The 19,222-nt window shown below is 70.1% G+C and carries 20 protein-coding genes; 13 read left to right on the plus strand and 7 right to left on the minus strand.

All coding sequences use genetic code 11. From position 1 onward, the window contains the following. The first annotated feature begins 49 nt into the window (after positions 1-49). The 5 genes from ACFY10_RS38045 to ACFY10_RS38065 are packed head-to-tail and all read left to right on the plus strand — an operon-like array spanning position 50 to position 4,771. Positions 50-673: a TlpA family protein disulfide reductase gene (locus ACFY10_RS38045; protein ID WP_390669868.1), complete on the plus strand. Its 624-nt coding sequence runs from the start codon at positions 50-52 to the stop codon at positions 671-673. Between the two features lies 1 nt (position 674). Further along, positions 675-1,448: a cytochrome c biogenesis CcdA family protein gene (locus ACFY10_RS38050; protein ID WP_390669869.1), complete on the plus strand. Its 774-nt coding sequence runs from the start codon at positions 675-677 to the stop codon at positions 1,446-1,448. Between the two features lie 3 nt (positions 1,449-1,451). After that, entirely contained in the window at positions 1,452-3,218 is a 1,767-nt protein-coding gene (locus ACFY10_RS38055) for a cytochrome c biogenesis protein ResB (protein ID WP_390669870.1), read from the plus strand. After that, positions 3,215-4,315, plus strand: coding sequence for a c-type cytochrome biogenesis protein CcsB (gene ccsB / locus ACFY10_RS38060; RefSeq protein WP_390669871.1), 1,101 nt, complete (start codon positions 3,215-3,217; stop codon positions 4,313-4,315). The genes ACFY10_RS38055 and ccsB overlap by 4 nt, the downstream gene beginning before the upstream one ends. A gap of 57 nt (positions 4,316-4,372) precedes the next feature. After that, positions 4,373-4,771: an SRPBCC domain-containing protein gene (locus tag ACFY10_RS38065; RefSeq protein WP_390669872.1), complete on the plus strand. Its 399-nt coding sequence runs from the start codon at positions 4,373-4,375 to the stop codon at positions 4,769-4,771. A 20-nt stretch (positions 4,772-4,791) separates the two neighbouring features. Here the strand turns inward: ACFY10_RS38065 and ACFY10_RS38070 are convergent, their stop codons facing one another. Together ACFY10_RS38070 and ACFY10_RS38075 are read right to left on the minus strand one after the other, a co-directional pair. Beyond that, positions 4,792-5,766 (minus strand): isopenicillin N synthase family dioxygenase, encoded by a 975-nt coding sequence (locus ACFY10_RS38070; RefSeq protein WP_390669874.1) that lies wholly within the window; start codon positions 5,764-5,766, stop codon positions 4,792-4,794. Next, on the minus strand, positions 5,759-6,208 hold the full coding sequence (locus ACFY10_RS38075; RefSeq protein ID WP_390670029.1) for a nucleoside deaminase: 450 nt from the start codon (positions 6,206-6,208) through the stop codon (positions 5,759-5,761). Before ACFY10_RS38075 ends, ACFY10_RS38070 begins: the two co-directional genes overlap by 8 nt. A gap of 129 nt (positions 6,209-6,337) precedes the next feature. Here ACFY10_RS38075 and ACFY10_RS38080 point away from each other — a divergent pair, with 129 nt between their 5' ends. Then, positions 6,338-7,603 (plus strand): PucR family transcriptional regulator, encoded by a 1,266-nt coding sequence (locus tag ACFY10_RS38080; RefSeq protein ID WP_390670030.1) that lies wholly within the window; start codon positions 6,338-6,340, stop codon positions 7,601-7,603. 2 nt (positions 7,604-7,605) lie between these two features. Here ACFY10_RS38080 and ACFY10_RS38085 read toward each other — a convergent pair whose 3' ends face one another. Further along, positions 7,606-8,505, minus strand: a complete 900-nt coding sequence (locus tag ACFY10_RS38085) for a transglutaminase-like domain-containing protein (RefSeq protein ID WP_390669875.1) — start codon at positions 8,503-8,505, stop codon at positions 7,606-7,608. Positions 8,506-8,703: 198 nt separating this feature from the next. Between ACFY10_RS38085 and ACFY10_RS38090 the strand changes: the two genes are divergently transcribed. The 3 genes from ACFY10_RS38090 to ACFY10_RS38100 all read left to right on the plus strand — a co-directional run bounded on the left by ACFY10_RS38090 (position 8,704) and on the right by ACFY10_RS38100 (position 11,762). Beyond that, positions 8,704-10,515 carry a protein kinase gene (locus ACFY10_RS38090; protein ID WP_390669876.1) on the plus strand — a complete coding sequence of 604 codons (1,812 nt, stop codon included), beginning with the start codon at positions 8,704-8,706 and terminating at the stop codon, positions 10,513-10,515. A gap of 81 nt (positions 10,516-10,596) precedes the next feature. After that, on the plus strand, positions 10,597-11,100 hold the full coding sequence (locus ACFY10_RS38095) for a sigma-70 family RNA polymerase sigma factor (RefSeq protein ID WP_275780926.1): 504 nt from the start codon (positions 10,597-10,599) through the stop codon (positions 11,098-11,100). After that, positions 11,097-11,762 (plus strand): hypothetical protein, encoded by a 666-nt coding sequence (locus ACFY10_RS38100; protein ID WP_390669877.1) that lies wholly within the window; start codon positions 11,097-11,099, stop codon positions 11,760-11,762. The genes ACFY10_RS38095 and ACFY10_RS38100 overlap by 4 nt, the downstream gene beginning before the upstream one ends. A gap of 45 nt (positions 11,763-11,807) precedes the next feature. On the opposite strand, the gene ACFY10_RS38105 is transcribed toward ACFY10_RS38100, so the two are convergent. Next, complete coding sequence (locus ACFY10_RS38105; RefSeq protein ID WP_390669878.1) at positions 11,808-12,782, minus strand: zinc-binding alcohol dehydrogenase family protein; 975 nt, start codon at positions 12,780-12,782, stop codon at positions 11,808-11,810. A gap of 106 nt (positions 12,783-12,888) precedes the next feature. Between ACFY10_RS38105 and ACFY10_RS38110 the strand changes: the two genes are divergently transcribed. Both ACFY10_RS38110 and ACFY10_RS38115 read left to right on the plus strand, forming a co-directional pair. Then, complete coding sequence (locus ACFY10_RS38110; protein ID WP_390669879.1) at positions 12,889-13,224, plus strand: ArsR/SmtB family transcription factor; 336 nt, start codon at positions 12,889-12,891, stop codon at positions 13,222-13,224. A 54-nt stretch (positions 13,225-13,278) separates the two neighbouring features. Continuing rightward, the gene (locus tag ACFY10_RS38115) at positions 13,279-13,917 is read left to right on the plus strand and encodes a hypothetical protein (RefSeq protein WP_390669880.1); all 639 of its coding nucleotides are present in this window, start codon (positions 13,279-13,281) and stop codon (positions 13,915-13,917) included. Here ACFY10_RS38115 and ACFY10_RS38120 read toward each other — a convergent pair. Continuing rightward, the gene (locus ACFY10_RS38120; RefSeq protein ID WP_390669881.1) at positions 13,890-15,305 is read right to left on the minus strand and encodes a purine-cytosine permease family protein; all 1,416 of its coding nucleotides are present in this window, start codon (positions 15,303-15,305) and stop codon (positions 13,890-13,892) included. The genes ACFY10_RS38115 and ACFY10_RS38120 overlap by 28 nt on opposite strands. A gap of 190 nt (positions 15,306-15,495) precedes the next feature. Here ACFY10_RS38120 and ACFY10_RS38125 point away from each other — a divergent pair, with 190 nt between their 5' ends. Continuing rightward, positions 15,496-16,467: a DMT family transporter gene (locus ACFY10_RS38125; RefSeq protein ID WP_390669882.1), complete on the plus strand. Its 972-nt coding sequence runs from the start codon at positions 15,496-15,498 to the stop codon at positions 16,465-16,467. Here the strand turns inward: ACFY10_RS38125 and ACFY10_RS38130 are convergent. Both ACFY10_RS38130 and ACFY10_RS38135 read right to left on the minus strand, forming a co-directional pair. Further along, complete coding sequence (locus ACFY10_RS38130; protein ID WP_390669883.1) at positions 16,355-17,248, minus strand: LysR family transcriptional regulator; 894 nt, start codon at positions 17,246-17,248, stop codon at positions 16,355-16,357. The two genes, ACFY10_RS38125 and ACFY10_RS38130, sit on opposite strands and share 113 nt — an antisense overlap. Further along, positions 17,248-17,643 (minus strand): PLD nuclease N-terminal domain-containing protein, encoded by a 396-nt coding sequence (locus ACFY10_RS38135; RefSeq protein ID WP_390669884.1) that lies wholly within the window; start codon positions 17,641-17,643, stop codon positions 17,248-17,250. Before ACFY10_RS38135 ends, ACFY10_RS38130 begins: the two co-directional genes overlap by 1 nt. Before the next feature lie 88 nt (positions 17,644-17,731). On the opposite strand from ACFY10_RS38135, the gene ACFY10_RS38140 reads away from it, so the two are divergent. Beyond that, a complete protein-coding gene (locus tag ACFY10_RS38140) occupies positions 17,732-19,189 on the plus strand; it encodes a menaquinone biosynthesis decarboxylase (protein ID WP_390669885.1) in 1,458 nt (485 codons plus the stop codon). The last annotated feature ends 33 nt before the right edge of the window (positions 19,190-19,222 follow it).

Genomic DNA, 19,222 nt, shown 5'->3' on the forward strand with positions numbered 1-19,222 from the left:
GTAAGGGGGGTGCGCAAGATCCCCGGAACGGGCATGCGAAACTTTTCACATGAGTGCCGCCAGCCGCGCCCCCGTGCGCTCGAACCGCGCACGTCGCCGAGCCGTTCTGACCACCGCCGGTGCCGCGGTCGCCACACTGCTGATGTCCGCCTGCTCGTCCGGAGGGACCTCCGGCGGGGGCGGTGACACCAACTTCGTCATGGGCAAGGACGGCATCTCCACCGCGAAGAAGGGGGAGCGGGCCGCGGCGCCCGACCTGTCCGGCAAGACGGTCAACGGGGGACAGCTCGACGTCGCCTCCTACAAGGGCAAGGTCGTCGTCCTGAACGTGTGGGGCTCCTGGTGCGCCCCCTGCCGCGCCGAGGCGCCCAACTTCGAGAAGGTCTACCAGGACCTCAAGACCAAGGGCGTCCAGTTCGTCGGCATCAACACCCGCGACACCAGCACCCAGAACGCGGTCGCCTTCGAGAAGCAGCAGGGCATCACCTACGAGAGCCTGTACGACCCCACGGGCAAGCTGATGCTCCGCTTCCAGAAGGGCACGCTCAACCCTCAGGCGGTCCCCTCCACGCTCGTCCTCGACCGGGACGGCAGGATCGCCGCCCGCTCGCTGGCCGCGCTCAGCGAGGACAAGCTGCGCCAGATGATCGCCCCGGTCCTCGCGGAGAAGTGACGTGACCTCAGTCACCACGCTCGCCGCCACGACGGGCTACAACACCACGGTGCTGCACGGTGCCCTGCTGCTCGCCCTGCCCATCGCGCTGCTCGGCGGACTCGTCTCCTTCTTCTCCCCCTGCGTCCTGCCGCTCGTACCCGGCTATCTGTCGTACGTGACCGGAGTCGCCGGCACCGACCTGGCCGAGGCCCGGCGCGGGCGGATGGTCGCCGGAGCCTCTCTGTTCGTGCTCGGCTTCACCGTCGTGTTTGTCTCCGGCGGGGCCCTGTTCGGTTCCTTCGGGTACACCCTCCAGGAGAACAAGGACGTCCTGTCGAAGGTGCTGGGCGTGCTCATGATCCTCATGGGTGTCTTCTTCATGGGCCTGATGCCCTGGATGACCCAGCGCGAGTTCCGCTTCCACAAGCGGCCCGTGGCCGGGCTCGCCGGCGCCCCGCTCCTGGGCGCGCTGTTCGGCATCGGCTGGACCCCGTGCATCGGCCCGACCCTCGCCTCCGTACTGACCCTGTCCGCACAGCAGGGCAGCGCGGGCCGCGGCGCCGTACTGACCGTCGCCTACTGCCTCGGCCTCGGTGTGCCCTTCGTGCTCGCCGCGGTCGCCTTCCGCAAGGCGCTCGGCGTCTTCGGCTGGGTCAAGCGCCACTATGTCTGGGTGATGCGGATCGGCGGCACGATGATGATCGTGACCGGTCTGCTGCTGCTCACCGGTGCGTGGGACCGCATCGTGCAGGACATGCAGTCCTGGTCCGCCGGCTTCACTGTGGGGATCTGATCGATGAGCAAGACCACCGGCACCGACACGAGCCCCGAGCGGGCCGACGACTCGGATCTCGGAGCCGCCGGCTCCCAGCTCTCCACCGCGCCCAAGGAGGACCTGCCGAATCTGCCCGCCCTGGGTGTCATCGGCTGGGCCCGCTGGTTCTGGCGGCAGTTGACCTCCATGCGGGTCGCCCTGCTGCTGCTCCTGCTCCTCTCGCTCGGCGCGATCCCCGGCTCGCTGATCCCGCAGTCCGGCATCGACGAGACGAAGGTCGCCGACTTCCGCAAGGCCCACACCTTCCTCGCGCCGGTCTACGACAAGCTGGGCCTCTTCCACGTCTACAGCTCGGTGTGGTTCTCCGCGATCTACATCCTGCTGTTCGTCTCCCTCATCGGCTGCATCATCCCGCGCACCTGGCAGTTCGTCGGCCAGCTGCGCGGCCGCCCGCCGGGCGCCCCCAAGCGCCTGACCCGGCTGCCCGCCTACACGACCTGGCGCACCGAGGCCGAGCCCGAGCAGGTACGCGAGGCCGCCCTCGCCCTCCTCAAGAAGCGCCGCTTCCGTGCCCACCTCGCCGGTGACGCCGTCGCCGCCGAGAAGGGCTATCTGCGCGAGGTCGGCAACCTCGCCTTCCACATCGCGCTGATCGTCATGCTGATCGCCTTCGCCTGGGGCCAGCTCTTCAAGTCCGAGGGCAACAAGCTGGTCGTCGAGGGTGACGGCGACGGCTTCTCCAACACCCTCATCTCCTACGACGACTTCAAGTCCGGCAACCTCTTCAGCAGCGACGACCTGGTGCCGTTCAGCTTCACCCTGGACAAGTTCACCGGCACCTACGAGACGAACGGCCCGAACAAGGGGACCGCGCGCACCTTCCAGGCGGCCCTCACCTACAGCCAGGGCGCCTACGGCAAGGGCAAGAAGGACCTCGTCAAGGTCAACGAGCCGCTGGAGATCGGCGACGCGAAGGTCTACCTCACCGCCCACGGCTACGCTCCCGTCATCACCGTCCGCGACGGCAAGGGCAACGTCGTCTACCGCGACGCCGTGCCGCTCCTCCCGCTCGACTCCAACGTCACCTCCACGGGCGTGGTCAAGGTCCTCGACGGCTACAAGAACGCCAAGGGCGTCAGCGAACAGCTGGGCATCTCGGCCTTCTTCCTGCCCACCTACACCAAGGGCAGCGAGACCGCCTCCACCTTCCCCGCGCTGCAGAACCCGGTGCTGAACCTGACGCCGTACCACGGCGACCTCGGCGTCGACTCCGGTATCCCGCAGAGCGTGTACCAGCTCGACAAGTCGCATGTGAAGGCGTTCAAGGACGCCAAGGGCGCCCAGCTCAGGGACAACCTGAAGCCCGGCCAGACCATGAAGCTCCCGAACGGCGCCGGCACGATCACCTACGAGTCCACCAAGGAGTGGGCGAACTTCCAGATCGTCCAGCAGCCCGGCACCGACTGGGCGCTCGCCGGTTCCCTCGCCGCGATCTTCGGCCTCGCCGGCTCCCTGTTCATCCAGCGCCGCCGCGTGTGGGTGCGCGCGGTCAAGGGCCCCGACGGTGTGACGGTCGTGGAGATGGCCGGGCTCGGCCGCAGCGAATCCGCCAAGCTGCCCGAGGAACTCGGCGACCTCGCCGGGATCCTGTACGACCAGGCGCCGGGCGCGCCCGAGCCCGACGACGACACAGACACCGACGCCGATTCCGACGCCGGCTCCTCAGACCAAGACGACACCACCACCCCCGACCCCCAAGTCGTACCTGCCGAAGGGGCTGAGAAGTGACTCTCGCCGCCGGAACCGAGTTGGCCACCGCGACCAACGAACACCTCGCGAACATCAGCAACACGCTGATCTACTCCGCGATGGCCGTCTACACCCTGGCCTTCTTCGCCTACATCGCCGAATGGCTCTTCGGCAGCCGCAGCAGGGTCGGCCGCACCGCCGCCGCGCTCACCACCGGGGCGGAGAAGGCCAAGGGGGCCCCCGCCGTCACCGTGAAGAAGGCGGGCGGCACCGCCGTACTGGAGCGGCCCAAGGTCGTCGTACGGGCCTCGGCCGGTTCCCGTGACGTGCCCGACGGGCCGGGGGCGCACGGCGGGGATGAGCAGGGCGACCTCTACGGGCGTATCGCCATCTCGCTCACCGTGCTCGCCTTTCTCATCCACCTCGGCGGTGTGGTCGCCCGCGCGGCCTCGGTGGAGCGGGCGCCGTGGGGCAACATGTACGAGTTCAACATCACCTTCTCCACCGTCGCCGTAGGCGTGTACCTCACGCTGCTCGCGCTGAAGAAGAACATCCGCTGGCTCGGGCTGTTCCTGATCACCACGGTCCTCCTCGACCTCGGCATCGCCGTCACTGTCTTGTACACCGCCAGTGACCAGTTGGTTCCCGCCCTCCACTCGTACTGGCTCTACATCCACGTCTCCACCGCCATCCTGTGCGGCGCGGTCTTCTACGTGGGCGCCGTCGGCACGCTTCTGTACCTCTTCAAGGACTCGTACGAGACCAAGCTGGAGAACGGCGGCACCCCCGGCCGCTTCGCGACGTCCTTCCTGGAGCGGCTGCCCGCCTCCTCCTCCCTGGACAAGTTCTCGTACCGCATCAACGCGGCCGTCTTCCCGCTGTGGACGTTCACGATCATCGCGGGCGCCATCTGGGCCGAGTCGGCCTGGGGCCGCTACTGGGGCTGGGACCCGAAGGAGACCTGGGCGTTCATCACCTGGGTCGCCTACGCCTGCTACCTGCACGCCCGCGCCACCGCCGGCTGGAAGGGCCGCAAGGCCGCCTACCTGGCGCTGATCGCGTTCGGCTGCTGGCTGTTCAACTACTACGGCGTCAACATCTTCGTCTCCGGCAAGCACTCGTACGCGGGCGTGTAAGCCGGGGCGGTGGCCCCGACAGGTGCGGAAGCTCTCCGTCGGGGTCAGGCTGGAGTCATGACCGGTTCCATCGAACAGGGCATCAGCCAGACCCGCGGGAGCACGCACATCCTGCACTTCCTGGTGCGGATTCCCCGGCCCACGGACCAGGTCTGGCCTGCGTTGTCCACCCCGGAGGGCCTCGCGGCCTGGTTCACCGCCACCGATGTCCTGGAGCCCCGGCTCGGCGGCGCGGTCACTCTGCGTGACCTGGGGAGCGGCCGGGTCACGGCCTGGGACGTGGACCGGGTCGCCGAGTACAGCGTGGGGGACGGCGGCCGGGTCCGCTTCCACCTGGAGCGGGCCGGCGAGGACGGCACGACCCTCCGCTTCACCCACGAGTTCCGGGGCGAGGAGGAGTCGGAACCGCGCTGGCGGGCCCGCTTCGAGCGACTGATCCGAAAACTGCAGCCCTAGGGCCTGCCCGGCCGGCAGCCTCAGCCCACAGTGATCGAGTCCAGCTTCTCCCGCAGGTAGATGTGCGAGTCGACGGGCTCGTACGCCACCCGGCCCACGGGCGCCGGCACCGACTCCACGGTCGTCCCCGGCGTGCACTCGCCGAAGTAGACGAGGGACATCAGCTCCTCGGCCGGTGCGTCCGCGGGCGGGGGCAGCACCCGGTGCCGTCCCGATCGCCACCTGTCACCGGTCCAACGGGCCATCAGATCACCGATGTTGATGGTGAAGGCGTCCGGATCGAAGGGCGCGTCCTCCCAGCCGCCCTCGTCCGTGTAGACCTGCAGCCCGCCCTTGCCGGCCTGCCGGTCGAGGATGGTGACCGTGCCGAAGTCGGTGTGCGGGCCGATGCGGAACTGGCCCGGCTGCGGCTCCCCGACGACCTCGGTGCCCGGGTACCAGTTGATGTTGAAGCCGTACGTCGGGTGGTCCATGTGCCGGGAGAAGAAGTCCGCTTCGAGGCCGAGCGCCTCGCCGAGCAGGGAGAGGAGCTGCTTCTCCAGCTCGCCCATCCGCTCCAGGTACTCCTCGCACAGTTCCTGGAGTTCCGGCACTTCCTCCGGCCACACGTTGGGTGCGTACCACTCCGCGTTGACGACCGGGTCCTCGAAGGGCTCGTGCGTCGCGAACGTCAGCGACTCCTTCAGGTCCGGCGGGGTCTGGGTGCCCTCCGAGTAGCCGTTGGCCTCGGCGCCGGGGCCGAGCCAGCCGCGGCCGCCGACCTTCGCCGTGTACGGCTGCTTGGTGCCGACCGGAAGCCGGAAGAACGTACGGGCCGCCTCCCGGATCGCGGACCGCAGCGCAGGGTCCACGTCGTGCCCGGTGACCAGCAGAAATCCGGCGGTCTGCAGGGCCTCGTCGACGGTACGGGCGATGGCGGCGCGGGCCTGCTCGTCACCGTCCAGCCAGGGCCGCAGATCAACGGTCGGAATACGCGGATTGCTCGGGTTACTCACCGATGTCCTCATTCCACAGTGCCGGATTGTTCTTGATGAAGTCGCGCATCAGCGCGGTGCACTCGGGATCGTCGAGCAGCACGATCTGTACGCCGTGCTCGGCCAGCCAGTCGTGCCCGCCGTGGAAGGTGGCCGCCTCGCCGACCACGACCCGCGAGATCCCGAACTGGCGGACCAGACCGGAGCAGTACCAGCACGGCGAGAGGGTGGTGACCATGGTCGTACCGCGATACGACCGCTGCCGTCCCGCATTGCGGAACGCGGCCGTCTCCGCGTGCATCGAGGGGTCGTCGTCCTGGACGCGCCGGTTGTGGCCGCGGCCGAGCAGGGTGCCGTCGGCGCCGTAGAGCGCTGCACCGATCGGGATGCCGCCCTCCGCGAGCCCGGCACGGGCCTCGGCTACGGCGCTGGCGAGCCAGGTCCGTGCCGTCGTCTGATCCATGGGGTCGGGGTCCACAAGGTCCATGTCCTCACTCTCCTGTGGCCGAAACACGAGGGCAACGTGCGGAAAGTACTCTCCGGGCATCCCGCCGCCGGACGAACTGTCCACGCGCTGTCCCTGGAGGTGCCCGTGGCCGCACTCACCCTCCGCGAAGTCCTGGACCTCGATCCCGTACGCGCCTCCGAGCCCGAGCTCCTCGCCGGTCACGGCGCCCTGGACCGCCCGGTCCGCTGGGTGCACTCCAGCGAGGTGTACGAGGGTGCGAATTTCCTGGACGGCGGAGAACTGCTGCTCACGAACGGTTTCGGCCTGACCGACGCCGACGAGGAGGTCCGCCGCCGGTATGTCCGCGAGCTGGCCGCGCGGGGTGCCGCCGGGCTGGCGGTGGAGGTGGGCCGCTCGCTGCCGCAGATGCCCGCCGAGGTCGTCGACGAGGCCGGCCGCCTCGGGCTGCCCCTGCTGGCCATGCACCGGGTCGTGCCCTTCGTACGCATCACGGAGGCGGCGAACCGGGCGATCGTGGCGCGGGGCCTGTCCGTGCGGTCGGTGGTACGTCCCTGGGGCGACGACCACACGGCGGCCCTGCTCGCCGACCTGGCCGACCGCGCGGCCCTGAACCAGCCGGAGGTCGAGGCACGGTCCGCGCTCGCCGGGTTCCATCCGGGGCCGGGGGCCCGGCTCATCGGGGTGTCGGTGCACGGCACGCGCGAGGTGGGCGCCGTGGACTGGGCGGTACGGCTGCTGGGCGGGGCGGCGGTGCTGCGGGCGCCGTTTCCGGGGGATGTGCTGGCACTGCTTGCGCTGCCGGGCGGTGGCTTCGGCTCCGGTGACCCGATCCGTGCCGTCCAGGAGGCCTTTCGTACGGCAGCCGACGCCGGGCTCACCGTCGCCGTCGGGCACGCCGTCGACGCCGGCAGCGGCTGGCTGCGCTGGAGCGACACGCTGCGGGCGGCCCGTACGACGCTTGAGCTGGCGCTGACCGTCCCGGCGGCCGAACCGTCCGTCCCCGACGGCCCGTTGGTCACCTCCGCCCGCGCGCTCGCCCTGGAACGGGAACTGACCCGCGGTGGCATCGACACCAACCGGGACCGCCTCGCCCGGCTGGTCCAGCACACCCTGGGGCCGCTGCTGGCCTGGGAGGCGGCCCACCCCAGCGATCTCGTACGGACGTTGGAGGTGCACCTGCGGCACGGCTGCTCCCCGACCCGCACGGCGGCACTGCTGCACATCGGCCGCCAGTCGCTCTACCAGCGCCTGGAGCGGATCGAGTCCCTGCTCGGCCTGGAGATCGGCGACCCGGACCTGCTGGGGGAGCTGCTGGCGGCGGCGTGTGCGCATCGGGTCGTGCGGGGGATGGGGGCGGCCTCGGTGCGCGGGCTGCGAACCGTTGCCTGAGCTCAGCGGAGGGTGACCCGGCTCGGCCCGTTGAAGGGTGCGTAGCACGTCACCGTCTTCGGGGTGCGCAGGGTGTCGTCCTCGGCGAACAGCTTCCGCGCCGCGTCGAAGGACACGTCACCGCTGACGACAGGGGCGACACGGTCGTAGAAGGCGCGTGACGACTCGGGCAGTGGCTCCCCGGGTTCGCCCTCGTCCTCGCCCCACACGTCCCACAGCAGGGTCTCGACCTTGTTCAGTGCCGCCAGGTCGAGCCGGATGTTGCCGGCCACGAACCGCTCGCCCCAGAACGGCCCCTCCTCCGGCGGATGCAGCCCGAAGGTCTTCGGGTCCGCCCCGTCCTCACGGATGGCCCGCCACGCCTTGCCGGCGACCAGGAAACGGTCGCGGGGGACGTCCATCGGGTCGAAGTCCGCGTTCCAGTTGGCGGTGATGCGGGGGTCGGCGAGCTGGGCGTCCGCGAACAGCCAGCCCCGCTCCTCGTCCCAGTACTCGGTGACCACGTGGTCGCAGTGGAAGCCGTCGGAGCCGAAGTAGTCGGCGAAGCCGGACCGGATGCGGGCCGGAATGCCCGCCTGCCGCAGGAACGAGCAGAGCAGCAGCGAGAAGTCCCGGCAGATCCCGACGAAACGGTCGCCGGCCTCGCGCCGCACGTGCAGCGGGGCGTCGTTGCGCTCCACGAGGATCCGCAGGATGTCGTCGATGTAGCGGGTCTCCGCGTCGTTGTGCAGACGGTCGGCCGGGTGGGTGTGGCCGAACAGGTCGCCTTCCAAGCGGTGGATGAGCAAGTCGCGGGAAATACGGGCGAGTTGGGCGGGGTCCCGCGGTAAGTCAGCGTAGTAGTCGGCGAGTTCGCCGGGGTCGGAGAAGGTGCTGTGCGTGGCGTAGAAGGCGAGTGACATGGCCGGCCTCCCGGATGTTTGGAGTCATCGACCACGTGTTCGAATGCGGGTCGGTGCGCCTCACCGTGTCAAAATCCGCCGGGAATTGTCCAGTCCGCGCGCTGATGCAAAGGCCTCCGGCCGGCCGTCGATGCTGCCGAAGCGGTGCTTGGATAGAGGTGCTATCCAAAACTTCTCTCCGCCGCTAGCCTTCCGGGAGTGACGATCAACGGGGACAACCGGGACGGGCTGGATCTGCGGGGCAGCGGCGCCGAGCCGCTGGAGGACGAGGATCCGCGGTCGATCGGCGGGATTCCGCTGGTCGGGCGGCTCGGGGCCGGCGGTATGGGGCGGGTCTACCTCGGGGTGCACGAGCGGCGGTACGTCGCCGTCAAGCAGCTGCTGCCCTCCGTGGTCGGCGAGGACAAGGACTTCCTGCGCCGCTTCGGACACGAGCTGGACAACCTCTCCCGGCTGCCCGCCGGGGCCACCGCACCGCTGCTCGCCAGTGACCGCACGGCGCGGCCGCCGTGGCTGGCCACCGCGTACGTCCCCGGCCTCACCTTGCGCGAGGCCGTCGAGCTGAACGAGGGTCCTCTGCCGGTCGACGCGCTGTGGCTGCTGCTCCGGGAGGCGGCCTCCGGGCTCGCGGACGTGCACGCGCTGGACATGGTCCACCGGGACCTCAAGCCGTCCAACGTCATGCTGACCCTCGACGGCTTCACCCTCATCGACTTCGGTGTCGCCCGCGCCGCCGACCAGAGCCAGCTCACCAGGACCGGCATGGTCGTGGGCACGCCCGCCTACATGTCTCCCGAACAGGCCTCGGGGACAGGGCAGTTGAGCGGCGCCGTGGACGTCTTCGCGCTCGGGTCGGTGCTGGCGTACGCGGCATCCGGCCGTCCGCCCTTCGGTGACGAGTCCGGGCACGGCGTGCTGTACCGCATCGTCCACGAAGAGCCCGACCTCCAGCCCGTACGAGACCTCGATCCGCGGCTGGCCGAGGTCGTCGCCGCCTGTCTCGACAAGGACCCGGAGAGCCGGCCCGCCGCCGCCGGACTCCTCGAACAGGCCGCGGAACACGGGCCGTCCACCGATCGGCCCTGGCCCGAGGCGGTCACCGAACTGCTCGCCGAGCGGGCCGCGTTCGCCGCGGACGAGGCCCGGATCGACGAGCTGCCCGAGCCCGCTCCCACCCTTCCGGCGGCCGGGGCGGAGTCGGCTCCCGAGCCCGGACAGGGGCCCGGGAGCAAGCCCGAGGCCCGACCGGAGCCGCGCGAACGGCGCCGTACCCGCATTCTGTTCGGCGTCGTCCCCGTGGTGGTCGTGGCGACGGGTGCGACCCTCGCCATCCAGTACCTGCCGTACACGTCCGCGCCCGACGACGGGGCCCGGGCCAAGCCGTCCGTCTCCGTCACGGCGTCCACCGCCTCCACGCCGTCCGCGTCGGGCAGCCCGTCGAAGTCGGCATCCGCGCACAAGTCCTCGTCCCCGACGGCGAAGGAGGGCGGGGGCAAGGGGGCGGGAGGATCCCAGGCCGGCGGCGCGGGATCGGATGCGCGGGGCGACTCGGGTGGCAGCGCCACCAACGGCTCCAACTCAGGCTCCGGCTCCGGAAGTTCGGGCAGTTCCCGAGGTACGTCCGGCGGCTCCTCGACCACCGCCCCCGCATCGACCGGCTACTACCGGCTCAAGAACGCCTCCGACGGGCAGTGCCTGGTGATGAGCGACTTCAGTGGTCCGGTCCTCGGGGCGTGTTCGGACAGCCCGGCGTCCTCATGGACCTACAAGAGCGCGTCGGGCAACACGTTCCACGTGGTCAACCAGCACACCGGCCAGTGTCTGAGCGTGAGCGCCTACAACATCGTGTCGGCCGACTGCGACCAGAGCACCCAGCAGACCTGGCGCACGGGCTCCGGCAGCACCCTGCAGAACATGTACAACAGCCGGTGCCTCGACGAGTCCTCCGGCTGGCCGGTCACCTCGACCTGCGTGTCCGGGACGACGTCGCAGCGCTGGACAAGGGTGTAGGCGGGGGCTGAGCAGCGTTGGACGATGGAGTGGGGCGAGCAGGCGTGTAAGCGGATCCCAGCCCCTGGGCGTATAGGGGATGTGAAGGAGCTGGAGTTCGCGGAGTTCTACCGCAGCAGCCGGGACATGTGCCTGAGGGCCGTGCTCGCCGGCGTCGGCGAGCGGCAGCTGGCCGAGGATCTGGTCGCCGAGGCGTTCACCCGGGCGTGGGTCGCCTGGCCGAAGGTCGCCCGGCATCCCGCGCCCCGCGCCTGGGTCGTGCGTACGGCGCTCAACACCCGCATCTCGTGGTGGCGTCGGCGCCGGCGCGAGGTCGCCCTGGCCGACGGGCACGACGTCGTCGTACCGCCCGTCACCGACTCCGGCCTGGACCCGGCGCTGCTCGCACTGCTGCGCGGGCTGCCGCGCCGCCAGCGGGAGGTGATCGCCTTCCGGGTCTTCCTCGACCTCGACACCGAGGCCACCGCGAAGGCCCTCGGTATCGCACCGGGCACGGTCACCGCCCACCTCGCACGGGCCGTCGCGACCCTGCGCGGCCATCTCGTCATCGCCGACGCCAAGGACACCCCGGAGGCCGGAACATGACCACCGAACACGACACCGCCGTACTGGACCTGCTGCGGGCATCGCTCGCCGACGTCACCCTCGACACGCCCCTCGAACAGATCGTCTCCGACGGACGTGCCCGGCGGCGCAGGCGGCGCATCGCCCTCACCGCCGGTGCCACCGCCGTCGCGGCCGGACTCGCGCTGGGTGTGCCGACGTACGGCCACCCGTCCACGGCGCCGCCGGCCTCCGACTCGCTCGCGACCGGTGCGGGCACCGTGCACATCCGTACCGCCGCCTACACGATCGACAGTCTCGAGAGCGGGGCGCTGCGGGTGAGCTGGGACAAGCAGGCCTACTTCGACGACCGCGCGGGGCTGGCGAAGGCCCTGCGGGAGGCCGGGTTCCCGGTGCTGATGAAGGTCGGCGAGTTCTGCAAGGGGCCGGACGACAACCAGAAGCTGGACGAGCACGGGCAGGGCGTGGGCGTGGACCAGGTCATGAAGGGGCGCCGCATCGCGGACGACAAGGTCACCTTCGACTTCCTCCCGGACGCGATGCCGGCCGACACGGAGCTGTTCATCGGCTATCTGACGCAGAATCAGCTGTCGGTCACCGGCGGCCGTCCCGGCTCCGTGGAGCGGCTGGTGCCCACGGACCGACCGCTCACCTGCAGCACCGATCTGCCCGACTTCGGCTGACGGACCGACCAGGAGGGGGAGGGGGCGCGGACGGGACGCGGTCGGCTAGCCGTTCACCCTGAGCAGCAGCTTGCCCGTGCTCGTCCGCGTCCCCATCAGCCGGTGCGCCTCCGCCGCCTCCTCCAGCCCGAACTCGGCGGTGACCGGCAGGGACACGGTGCCGTCCACGGCCTTCGCGAACGCCTGCTCGGCCAGCGCCCGCAGCTGCGCCGGGGCCGTCTTCGCCAGCGTCAGGATCGAGAAGCCGCCCACCGACACCCCGGACGGGTACAGCTCCGGCTGCCCCACGCTCCAGGCCGGCGCCGAGCTCGCGTTGCCGAAGGAGACCAGGCGGCCGAAGACCGCCAGCGCGGCCAGGCTGCCGCGGAACGTCTCGCCGCCGACGGGATCGAGCGCGAGGTCCACGCCGCGGCCGCCGGTCGCCTCCCGCACGGCCTCGGTGAACTCGCCGACGAACACCTCGTCGTAGCCGTACTCCCGCGCGTACGCCGCCTTGGCCGCACCCGACACCACCCCGTACACCGCACCGGCGCCCGCCGCCTTCGCCAGCTGGCCGACCACCGTGCCGACGCCGCCCGCCGCGCCCTGCACCAGCACCGTCTCCCCGGGCTGCAGCCGACCCACCGCGTGCACCAGGGCGTACGCCGTCGGCAGCACCGTCGGCAGGGTCGCCGCCGTACGCAGGTCGACACCGGACGGGACCGGGAACACGGTCGCCGCGTTCGCGAGCACCACGTCCGCGTAGGCGCCGCCCTCCGTCAGCGCCGTCACCTTCTGGCCGACGGACAGACCGGTGACCCCCTCGCCGAGGGCGCGGATCCGCCCGGACGCCTCCAGGCCGGGGACAAACGGCAGGTGCGGCACCCGGTAGCCCTCGCCGCGTGCCTTGAGATCGGCGAAGTTCACGCCGGTGTAGGCCACATCGAGGCTGACCTGGCCTGGGCCCGGCTCGGGGACCTCGGCCTCCACCACCTTCAGCACCTCGGGACCGCCGTACTCCTGGAACTCGACCGCGCGCATGCCACACCTCGACTGTTCAATGAAAAGCGAACAGTCGTGAGTGTATGCTTTTCATCGAACACTCGGCAAGGCATGAACCCCCGGCAGGCGTGAAGGAGGCCCCCGCGTGGCGCAGCGCAGCAGTCATCGGGCCGCCCCCGAGCACACACACCCCGACGACGTCTCCGTCCAGACCGCCCTCGCCGCGCTCGCCGATCCCGTACGCGTCACCCTCGTGAGGGAGCTGGCGGGTTCGGAGGAGTGGTCGCGCAGCTGCGGCAGCTTCGACGTGCCGGTCGGCAAGGCGGCGCTCAGCCACCACTTCGTGGTGCTGCGGGGCGCGGGGCTGGTCGAGCAGCGCGACGAGGGGCCCAAGCGGGTCAACCGGCTGCGGAGGGCGGAGTTCGAGGCCCGCTTCCCGGGGCTGCTGGACCTCGTCCTGCGGGACGAACCGACCGCCTGAACCTCTGCGCTCCCTCCGGCGTCACAGTGCTGACGCCAACGGACGGAGGGGGACATGCGAAATCGCATGCGCAATCGCACCTGGATCGCGTCGGCCGGAGCGACCGTCGCCCTGGTGATGGCCACGGGGATGTATGTCCAGGCGCTGGAGACCGGGCACAGCGACGGCGGCCTCCGGGCGGCTCCCGGCCGGGTCAAGTCGGCGGCCACGGACGGGACTTGCGTCGGCACCCGTCCCGTCGGCAGCCTCCCGGGCGACGACGACGGCTCCCCGCTCGAGCGCGTCGTCACGCACATCGACCAGCTGGCCCGGAAGAAGTACTCCGACGTCTACACGGGCCTCTCCGTCACGGAGGAGAACTCGGCCACCGATGTCTGGCGCATGCCCTCCACCGCCTTCGACGAGGAGATCTGCGGGGCGGTCGTGCGGGGAGTGACCGTGCGGCTGCACGACACCGACGTCAGCGGGAAGACGCTCGACGCCCTGGCCGACCGCATCGGCGACGACATGAACCGCTGGGACGGCACCTTCCAGATGCGCGAAGTCGGCCCGGACGAGCGGGGGTTCGTCCTCGTCGGGGTCGACGACCCCGACAAGGCCGGGCCGATCCTCGAGAAGGCCTACGGGGAGAACAACAGCAGGTACATCAAGGTCGAGTACGCCGATCAGGCCGAGGCCCTCGACGCAGACTGACCCGTCGGCTGCCGCCGCAGCACCGAGTACAGCACCGCGGCCACCACGAACCCGACCAGCGGCGTGATGTCGCCGAAGGACGGCCAGTGCTTCGGGACGTAGCCGACGTAGTCCTCCTGGTTGGAGAAGAGCGGGACGGAGACCGCGACGCCGATCAACAGGGCCGCGATGCCCGGCCAGTTGGTGAAGGTGCGGTCGCCCAGGCGGGCCGACAGCTCCTCGTCCGTGGCCGTACGCGTCTGGAGCCACCGCTCCACCAGGACCACGCCCAGCCACGGCGCCACCCAGTACGCGATCACCAGCAGGAACGCCTCGTACGCCGACCCCGCGTCGTCGAGCGACGACCACGCCGCCGCCGTACCGGCGATCCCGGACACCACGACCAGCACGCTGCGGCTCAGCCAGGTGGGGAGCTTCAGGCCGAAGGAGGTGATGGAGATCGCGCCCGAGTAGATGTTGAGGGCGTTCGCGGAGATGGCGCCGAGGATGATGGCGAGGAGCACCAGGTCGCCGAGCCAGCCGGGGAGATGACCGGTGAAGGCCGCCGTCGGGGTGGCGTCCTTCGGGGCCACGATGGTCGCCGAGGCAGCGCCTATGACCGCCACGACAGCGACGGACACGAACAGGCCGACGGCCGGGTACACGATCGTCTTCAGCTTGTTCGCGGTGCGCGGCAGGTAGCGGGAGTAGTCCGTGGCGTACGGGTTCCAGCCGGCCGCGTAGCCCCAGGCCGCACTGAAGGCGAGCAGGAACCCGCCGATGCCCCCGCCCGAGCCGCCACCGCTCAAATGCGCATCCTTGAAGGTCCACACGCCCGCCAGCAGGAAGATCACCGCCAGGGCCGGGAACGCGTACTTCTCGAAGGTGTGCACGAAGTTGTGGCCGATGAAGCCGATCACGATCTCGGCGACCACGACGAGGAGCAGAGAAGGCAGCGGACGCAGGCCCGTGAGGGTGTTGAGCGCGAAGGCCGCGCTCACGCTGTTCACCGCGAACCAGCCCACACCCGCGATCAGACCGTTGGCCGCCGACGGCAGGATGTTGCCGAAGTAGCCGAAGGAGAACCGGCCGATCACCATCTGCGGGACGCCGAACCGCGGGCCGTCCAGGGAGAGGAAACCCTGAGTGATCGCGCCGACGGCGGTGCCGAGCACGATGGCCCCGGTCGCCGCCCAGAAGCTCAGCCCGAAGAAGAGCACCGAGATCACACCGATGAAGACGGTCGCGAACTCGATGTTCGGGGACGCCCAGGTCCACAGCAGCTGGAGCGGGGAGCCATGGCGTTCGGCGTCGGGGATGGGCTCGGAGCCCGCCGTCTCGACGGCGATGACCTTGTCACCGTATGCGGGGGCGAGGGTGCCGGAGGAGTCGGCGGGTGCAGTCGTCATGCGAGGTAAGTGTCCGGTTCCCGCCGGTCCGGGCACAGGGGCGCATTGTCCGCATCGGGAGCCTCGACGGCGTACAACCTGTAGGCACCCGGGATCGACCTGGGGTCATCGCCGGGGCCGATGGGGGCATCGGCAGGACGCCCCACTGGCGCGTGGACCTGCGACGGGGCCCGCTCCTACCTTCATGGTCATGACCTCGCAGAGCAAGTCCGCAGAGAGCAAGGGCGTCGCCCAGCTGATGATCGCGATGGTGCTGTCCGGCACCCTCGGCGTCTTCGTGGTCGAGTCGGGCGCCTCCCCCTTCGACGTCGTGTTCTTCCGCGTCGTCTTCGGCGCCCTGGCCCTGGGCACCTACGTCCTGTCCCGCGGCTGGCTCCGCGACCACGGCTTCACCCCGCGCACCTTCGGACTCGCCGTCCTGGGCGGCGTGTTCATCGTCTTCAACTGGGTCTTCCTCTTCCAGTCGTACGAGAACACGTCGATCTCGGTCGCCACGGTCGTCTACCACACACAGCCGTTCTACGTGGTCCTGCTCGGCGCCCTCCTCTTCCGCGAGCGCCTCACGGCCGCCAAGGTCGGCTGGATCGCGCTGGCCTTCGCGGGCCTGATCCTGGTGTCCGGGGTGACTCCGGCCGACTTCACCAGCGGCGGCACCTACCTCACCGGCGTCGGCCAGGCCCTCCTCGCGGCCCTCCTCTACGGCCTGTCCACCCTGGTCACCAAGCGCATCACCGGCGTCCGCCCGCACCTCATCGCCCTGGTCCAGGTCCTGGTCGGCATCCCGCTCCTGCTCCCCTTCGCCGACTTCGGCGCCATGGCCGGCACGGGCTGGGACTGGGGCTGGCTGGTCGGCCTCGGCTTCATCCACACCGGCGTGATGTACGTCCTCATGTACGCCGCCTACGCCAAGCTCCCGACCTCGAAGATCGCCGTCCTGGCCTTCGTCTACCCGGCGGTCGCGATGGTCATGGACTGGGCGGTGTACGGCCACCACATCGGCCTCGTCCAGGCACTGGGCGTCCCGCTGATCGTGCTGGCCAGCCTGAAGGTCACGCTTGCCCGTCCTCTTCGGACACGAGCTTTTGCGCCTGCTCCAGAAACAGCCGTACGTGCGCCGGAAGCCGCTTCCCGGACCGCCACGCCAGTTGCGTCCGAAGCGTGAACGGCGGCTCCCAAGGCAGCCGTACCAGAGACCCCTCCGCGAGTTCGGCGGCGACCGTCACCTCGGGAAGCAACGAGATCCCGAGACCGGCCGCCGCCGCGCGTTTGGTGGCCTCGATGGTGCCGAACTCCATGAAGTCGACCGACCCGTCATGGGACTTGAGCTCCAGCTCGAACAAGTCCCGGTAGGCGCAGCCCGGTTCGGTCGCCAGGAGGGACTGCCGTACGAGATCGGCGGTCCCGAACTCCCGGCCGACGAGGGCGTGTTGAGGAGCAGCGACCAGGACGAGCGGCTCCTCGCACAGCACCACGCTCTCAAGACCCGGATGCCCGGTCGCCTCCTCCATCAGGAACCCGAGATCGTACGTCCCCTGCCGCAGCGCCTGCCGGGTCTCGTCGCCGATGGTCGTACGCAGGGCGAGCCGCACCTTGGGATAACGGTGGTGGAAGAACTCCAGCAGCGGCGGCAGCCGGTACGAGGTCAGCGACTCCATCGTCCCGACCACCAGCGAACCGGCCGGCTCCTCGGCGCCGACGACCGCGGCCCGCGCCTCCTCGGTGAGCTCGATGATCTGCCGGGCGTAGGGGAGCAGCCGCTCACCCGCCTCCGTCAGCCGGATACGGCTGCCGAGCCGGTCGAACAGCTCCGTGCCCAGGGCCGACTCCAGGGCCCGTACCTGACTGGTCACGCTGGACTGCGCGTACTTCAGCTCGGCCGCGGCCTGCGTGAAGCTCAGCACGGTCGCGACCTTCTCGAAGGTGACGAGCAGCCGCAGTTCCATCAGCTGTCGGTCTCTTCCCCGCGCTCGCGCCGCCGCAGCTCCTCTTCACGACGCCGCAGGTCGGCCTCCCAGTCCTTGAGCAGGGCCTCGTCTTTCTTGTTCTCTTCCTTCAAGGACTTCAGGAACTCGGGATTGTCGTCGGGCGCGACGAACTCGGTGCGGTGGTTGCGGTGCCACTCGGCGGGCGTGGAGCCGCCGGCCGGGACGGGCCCGCGATACTTGCCTGCGACCAGCCAGGCGATCGGCCCGACCAGCACCTCGCCGAACAACAGGATGACGATCACCCAGACCACCTTGGGCAGCCCGCGCACCTGCTCCTCAGGGGTGTTCAGGCAGTCGATGAACGCGTAGATCCACAGCGCCAGTACCAGCAGGAACGGCAGATACCTGAACATGGTGGTGCGATCCCCCAGAAGACGGTGACGGGGCGCTCGGCGGCCCCGGTGACGGGGTCAGGGTAGCGGGTGGCCGATACTGGAACGCATGGCTTACGACGATCTTCGCTCCCTGCTCAGGGCACTGGAACGCGAGGGTGACCTCAAGCGCATCAAGGCCGAGGTCGACCCCTATCTGGAGGTCGGGGAGATCGTCGACCGCGTGCAGAAGGCGGGCGGGCCCGCGCTGCTCTTCGAGAACGTGAAGGGCTCCGCCATGCCCCTCGCGATGAACGTCTTCGGGACCGACCGGCGGCTGCTCAAGGCCCTCGGCCTGAAGTCGTACGGGGAGATCTCCGACAAGATCGGCGGACTGCTGCGGCCCGAGCTGCCGCACGGCTTCGTCGGTGTCCGCGAGGCCTTCGGGAAGCTCGGCGCGATGGCGCACGTACCGCCGAAGAAGGTGAAGTCCGCGGGCGCGCCGGTGCAGGAGGTCGTCCTCACCGGCGACGACGTGGACCTCGACGCCCTGCCCGCCCTGTTCACCTGGCCGCAGGACGGCGGCTCCTTCTTCAACCTCGGGCTCACCCACACCAAGGACCCGGAGTCCGGGATCCGCAACCTCGGGCTGTACCGCCTCCAGCGCCACGACAAGCGCACCATCGGCATGCACTGGCAGATCCACAAGGACAGCCGCAACCACTACCAGGTCGCGGCGCGGAGGGGCGAGCGGCTGCCGGTCGCCATCGCCTTCGGGTGTCCGCCTGCCGTCACCTACGCCTCCACGGCCCCCCTCCCCGGCGACATCGACGAGTACCTCTTCGCCGGGTTCATCGCCGGCAAGCGGATCGAGATGGTGGACTGCAAGACGGTTCCGCTGCAGGTCCCGGCTCAGGCCGAGGTCGTGATCGAGGGCTGGCTGGAGCCCGGCGAGATGCTCCCCGAGGGCCCCTTCGGCGACCACACCGGCTTCTACACCCCGCAGGAGCCCTTCCCCGCCCTCAAGATCGACTGCGTGACGATGCGGAAGCGGCCGTTGCTTCAGTCGATCGTCGTAGGCCGCCCTCCGACGGAGGACGGACCCCTGGGCCGTGCGACGGAGCGGTTCTTCCTCCCGCTGCTGAAGATCATCGTGCCGGACATCGTGGACTACCACCTGCCCGAGGCCGGGGGCTTCCACAACTGCGCGATCGTCTCGATCGACAAGAAGTACCCGAAGCACGCCCAGAAGGTGATGCACGCGATCTGGGGGGCACACATGATGTCCCTGACGAAGCTGATCGTGGTCGTGGACTCCGACTGTGACGTCCACGATCTGCACGAGGTCGCGTGGCGGGCCCTCGGCAACACGGACTACGCCCGCGACCTCAGCGTCGTCGAAGGCCCCGTCGACCACCTCGACCACGCCTCCTACCAGCAGTTCTGGGGCGGCAAGGCAGGCATCGACGCGACGAAGAAGTGGCCCGAGGAGGGCTACACGCGCGACGGCGGCTGGCCCGACATGGTGTTGTCCGACCCGCAGACGGCGGCGAAGGTCGACCGCCGCTGGAAGGAGTACGGCCTTTGACTGCTTCCCTCCCCGAGCGGGAGGGCATTCCTG

Source organism: Streptomyces sp. NPDC001401 (assembly GCF_042895385.1).
Classification (GTDB): Bacteria; Actinomycetota; Actinomycetes; order Streptomycetales; family Streptomycetaceae; genus Streptomyces.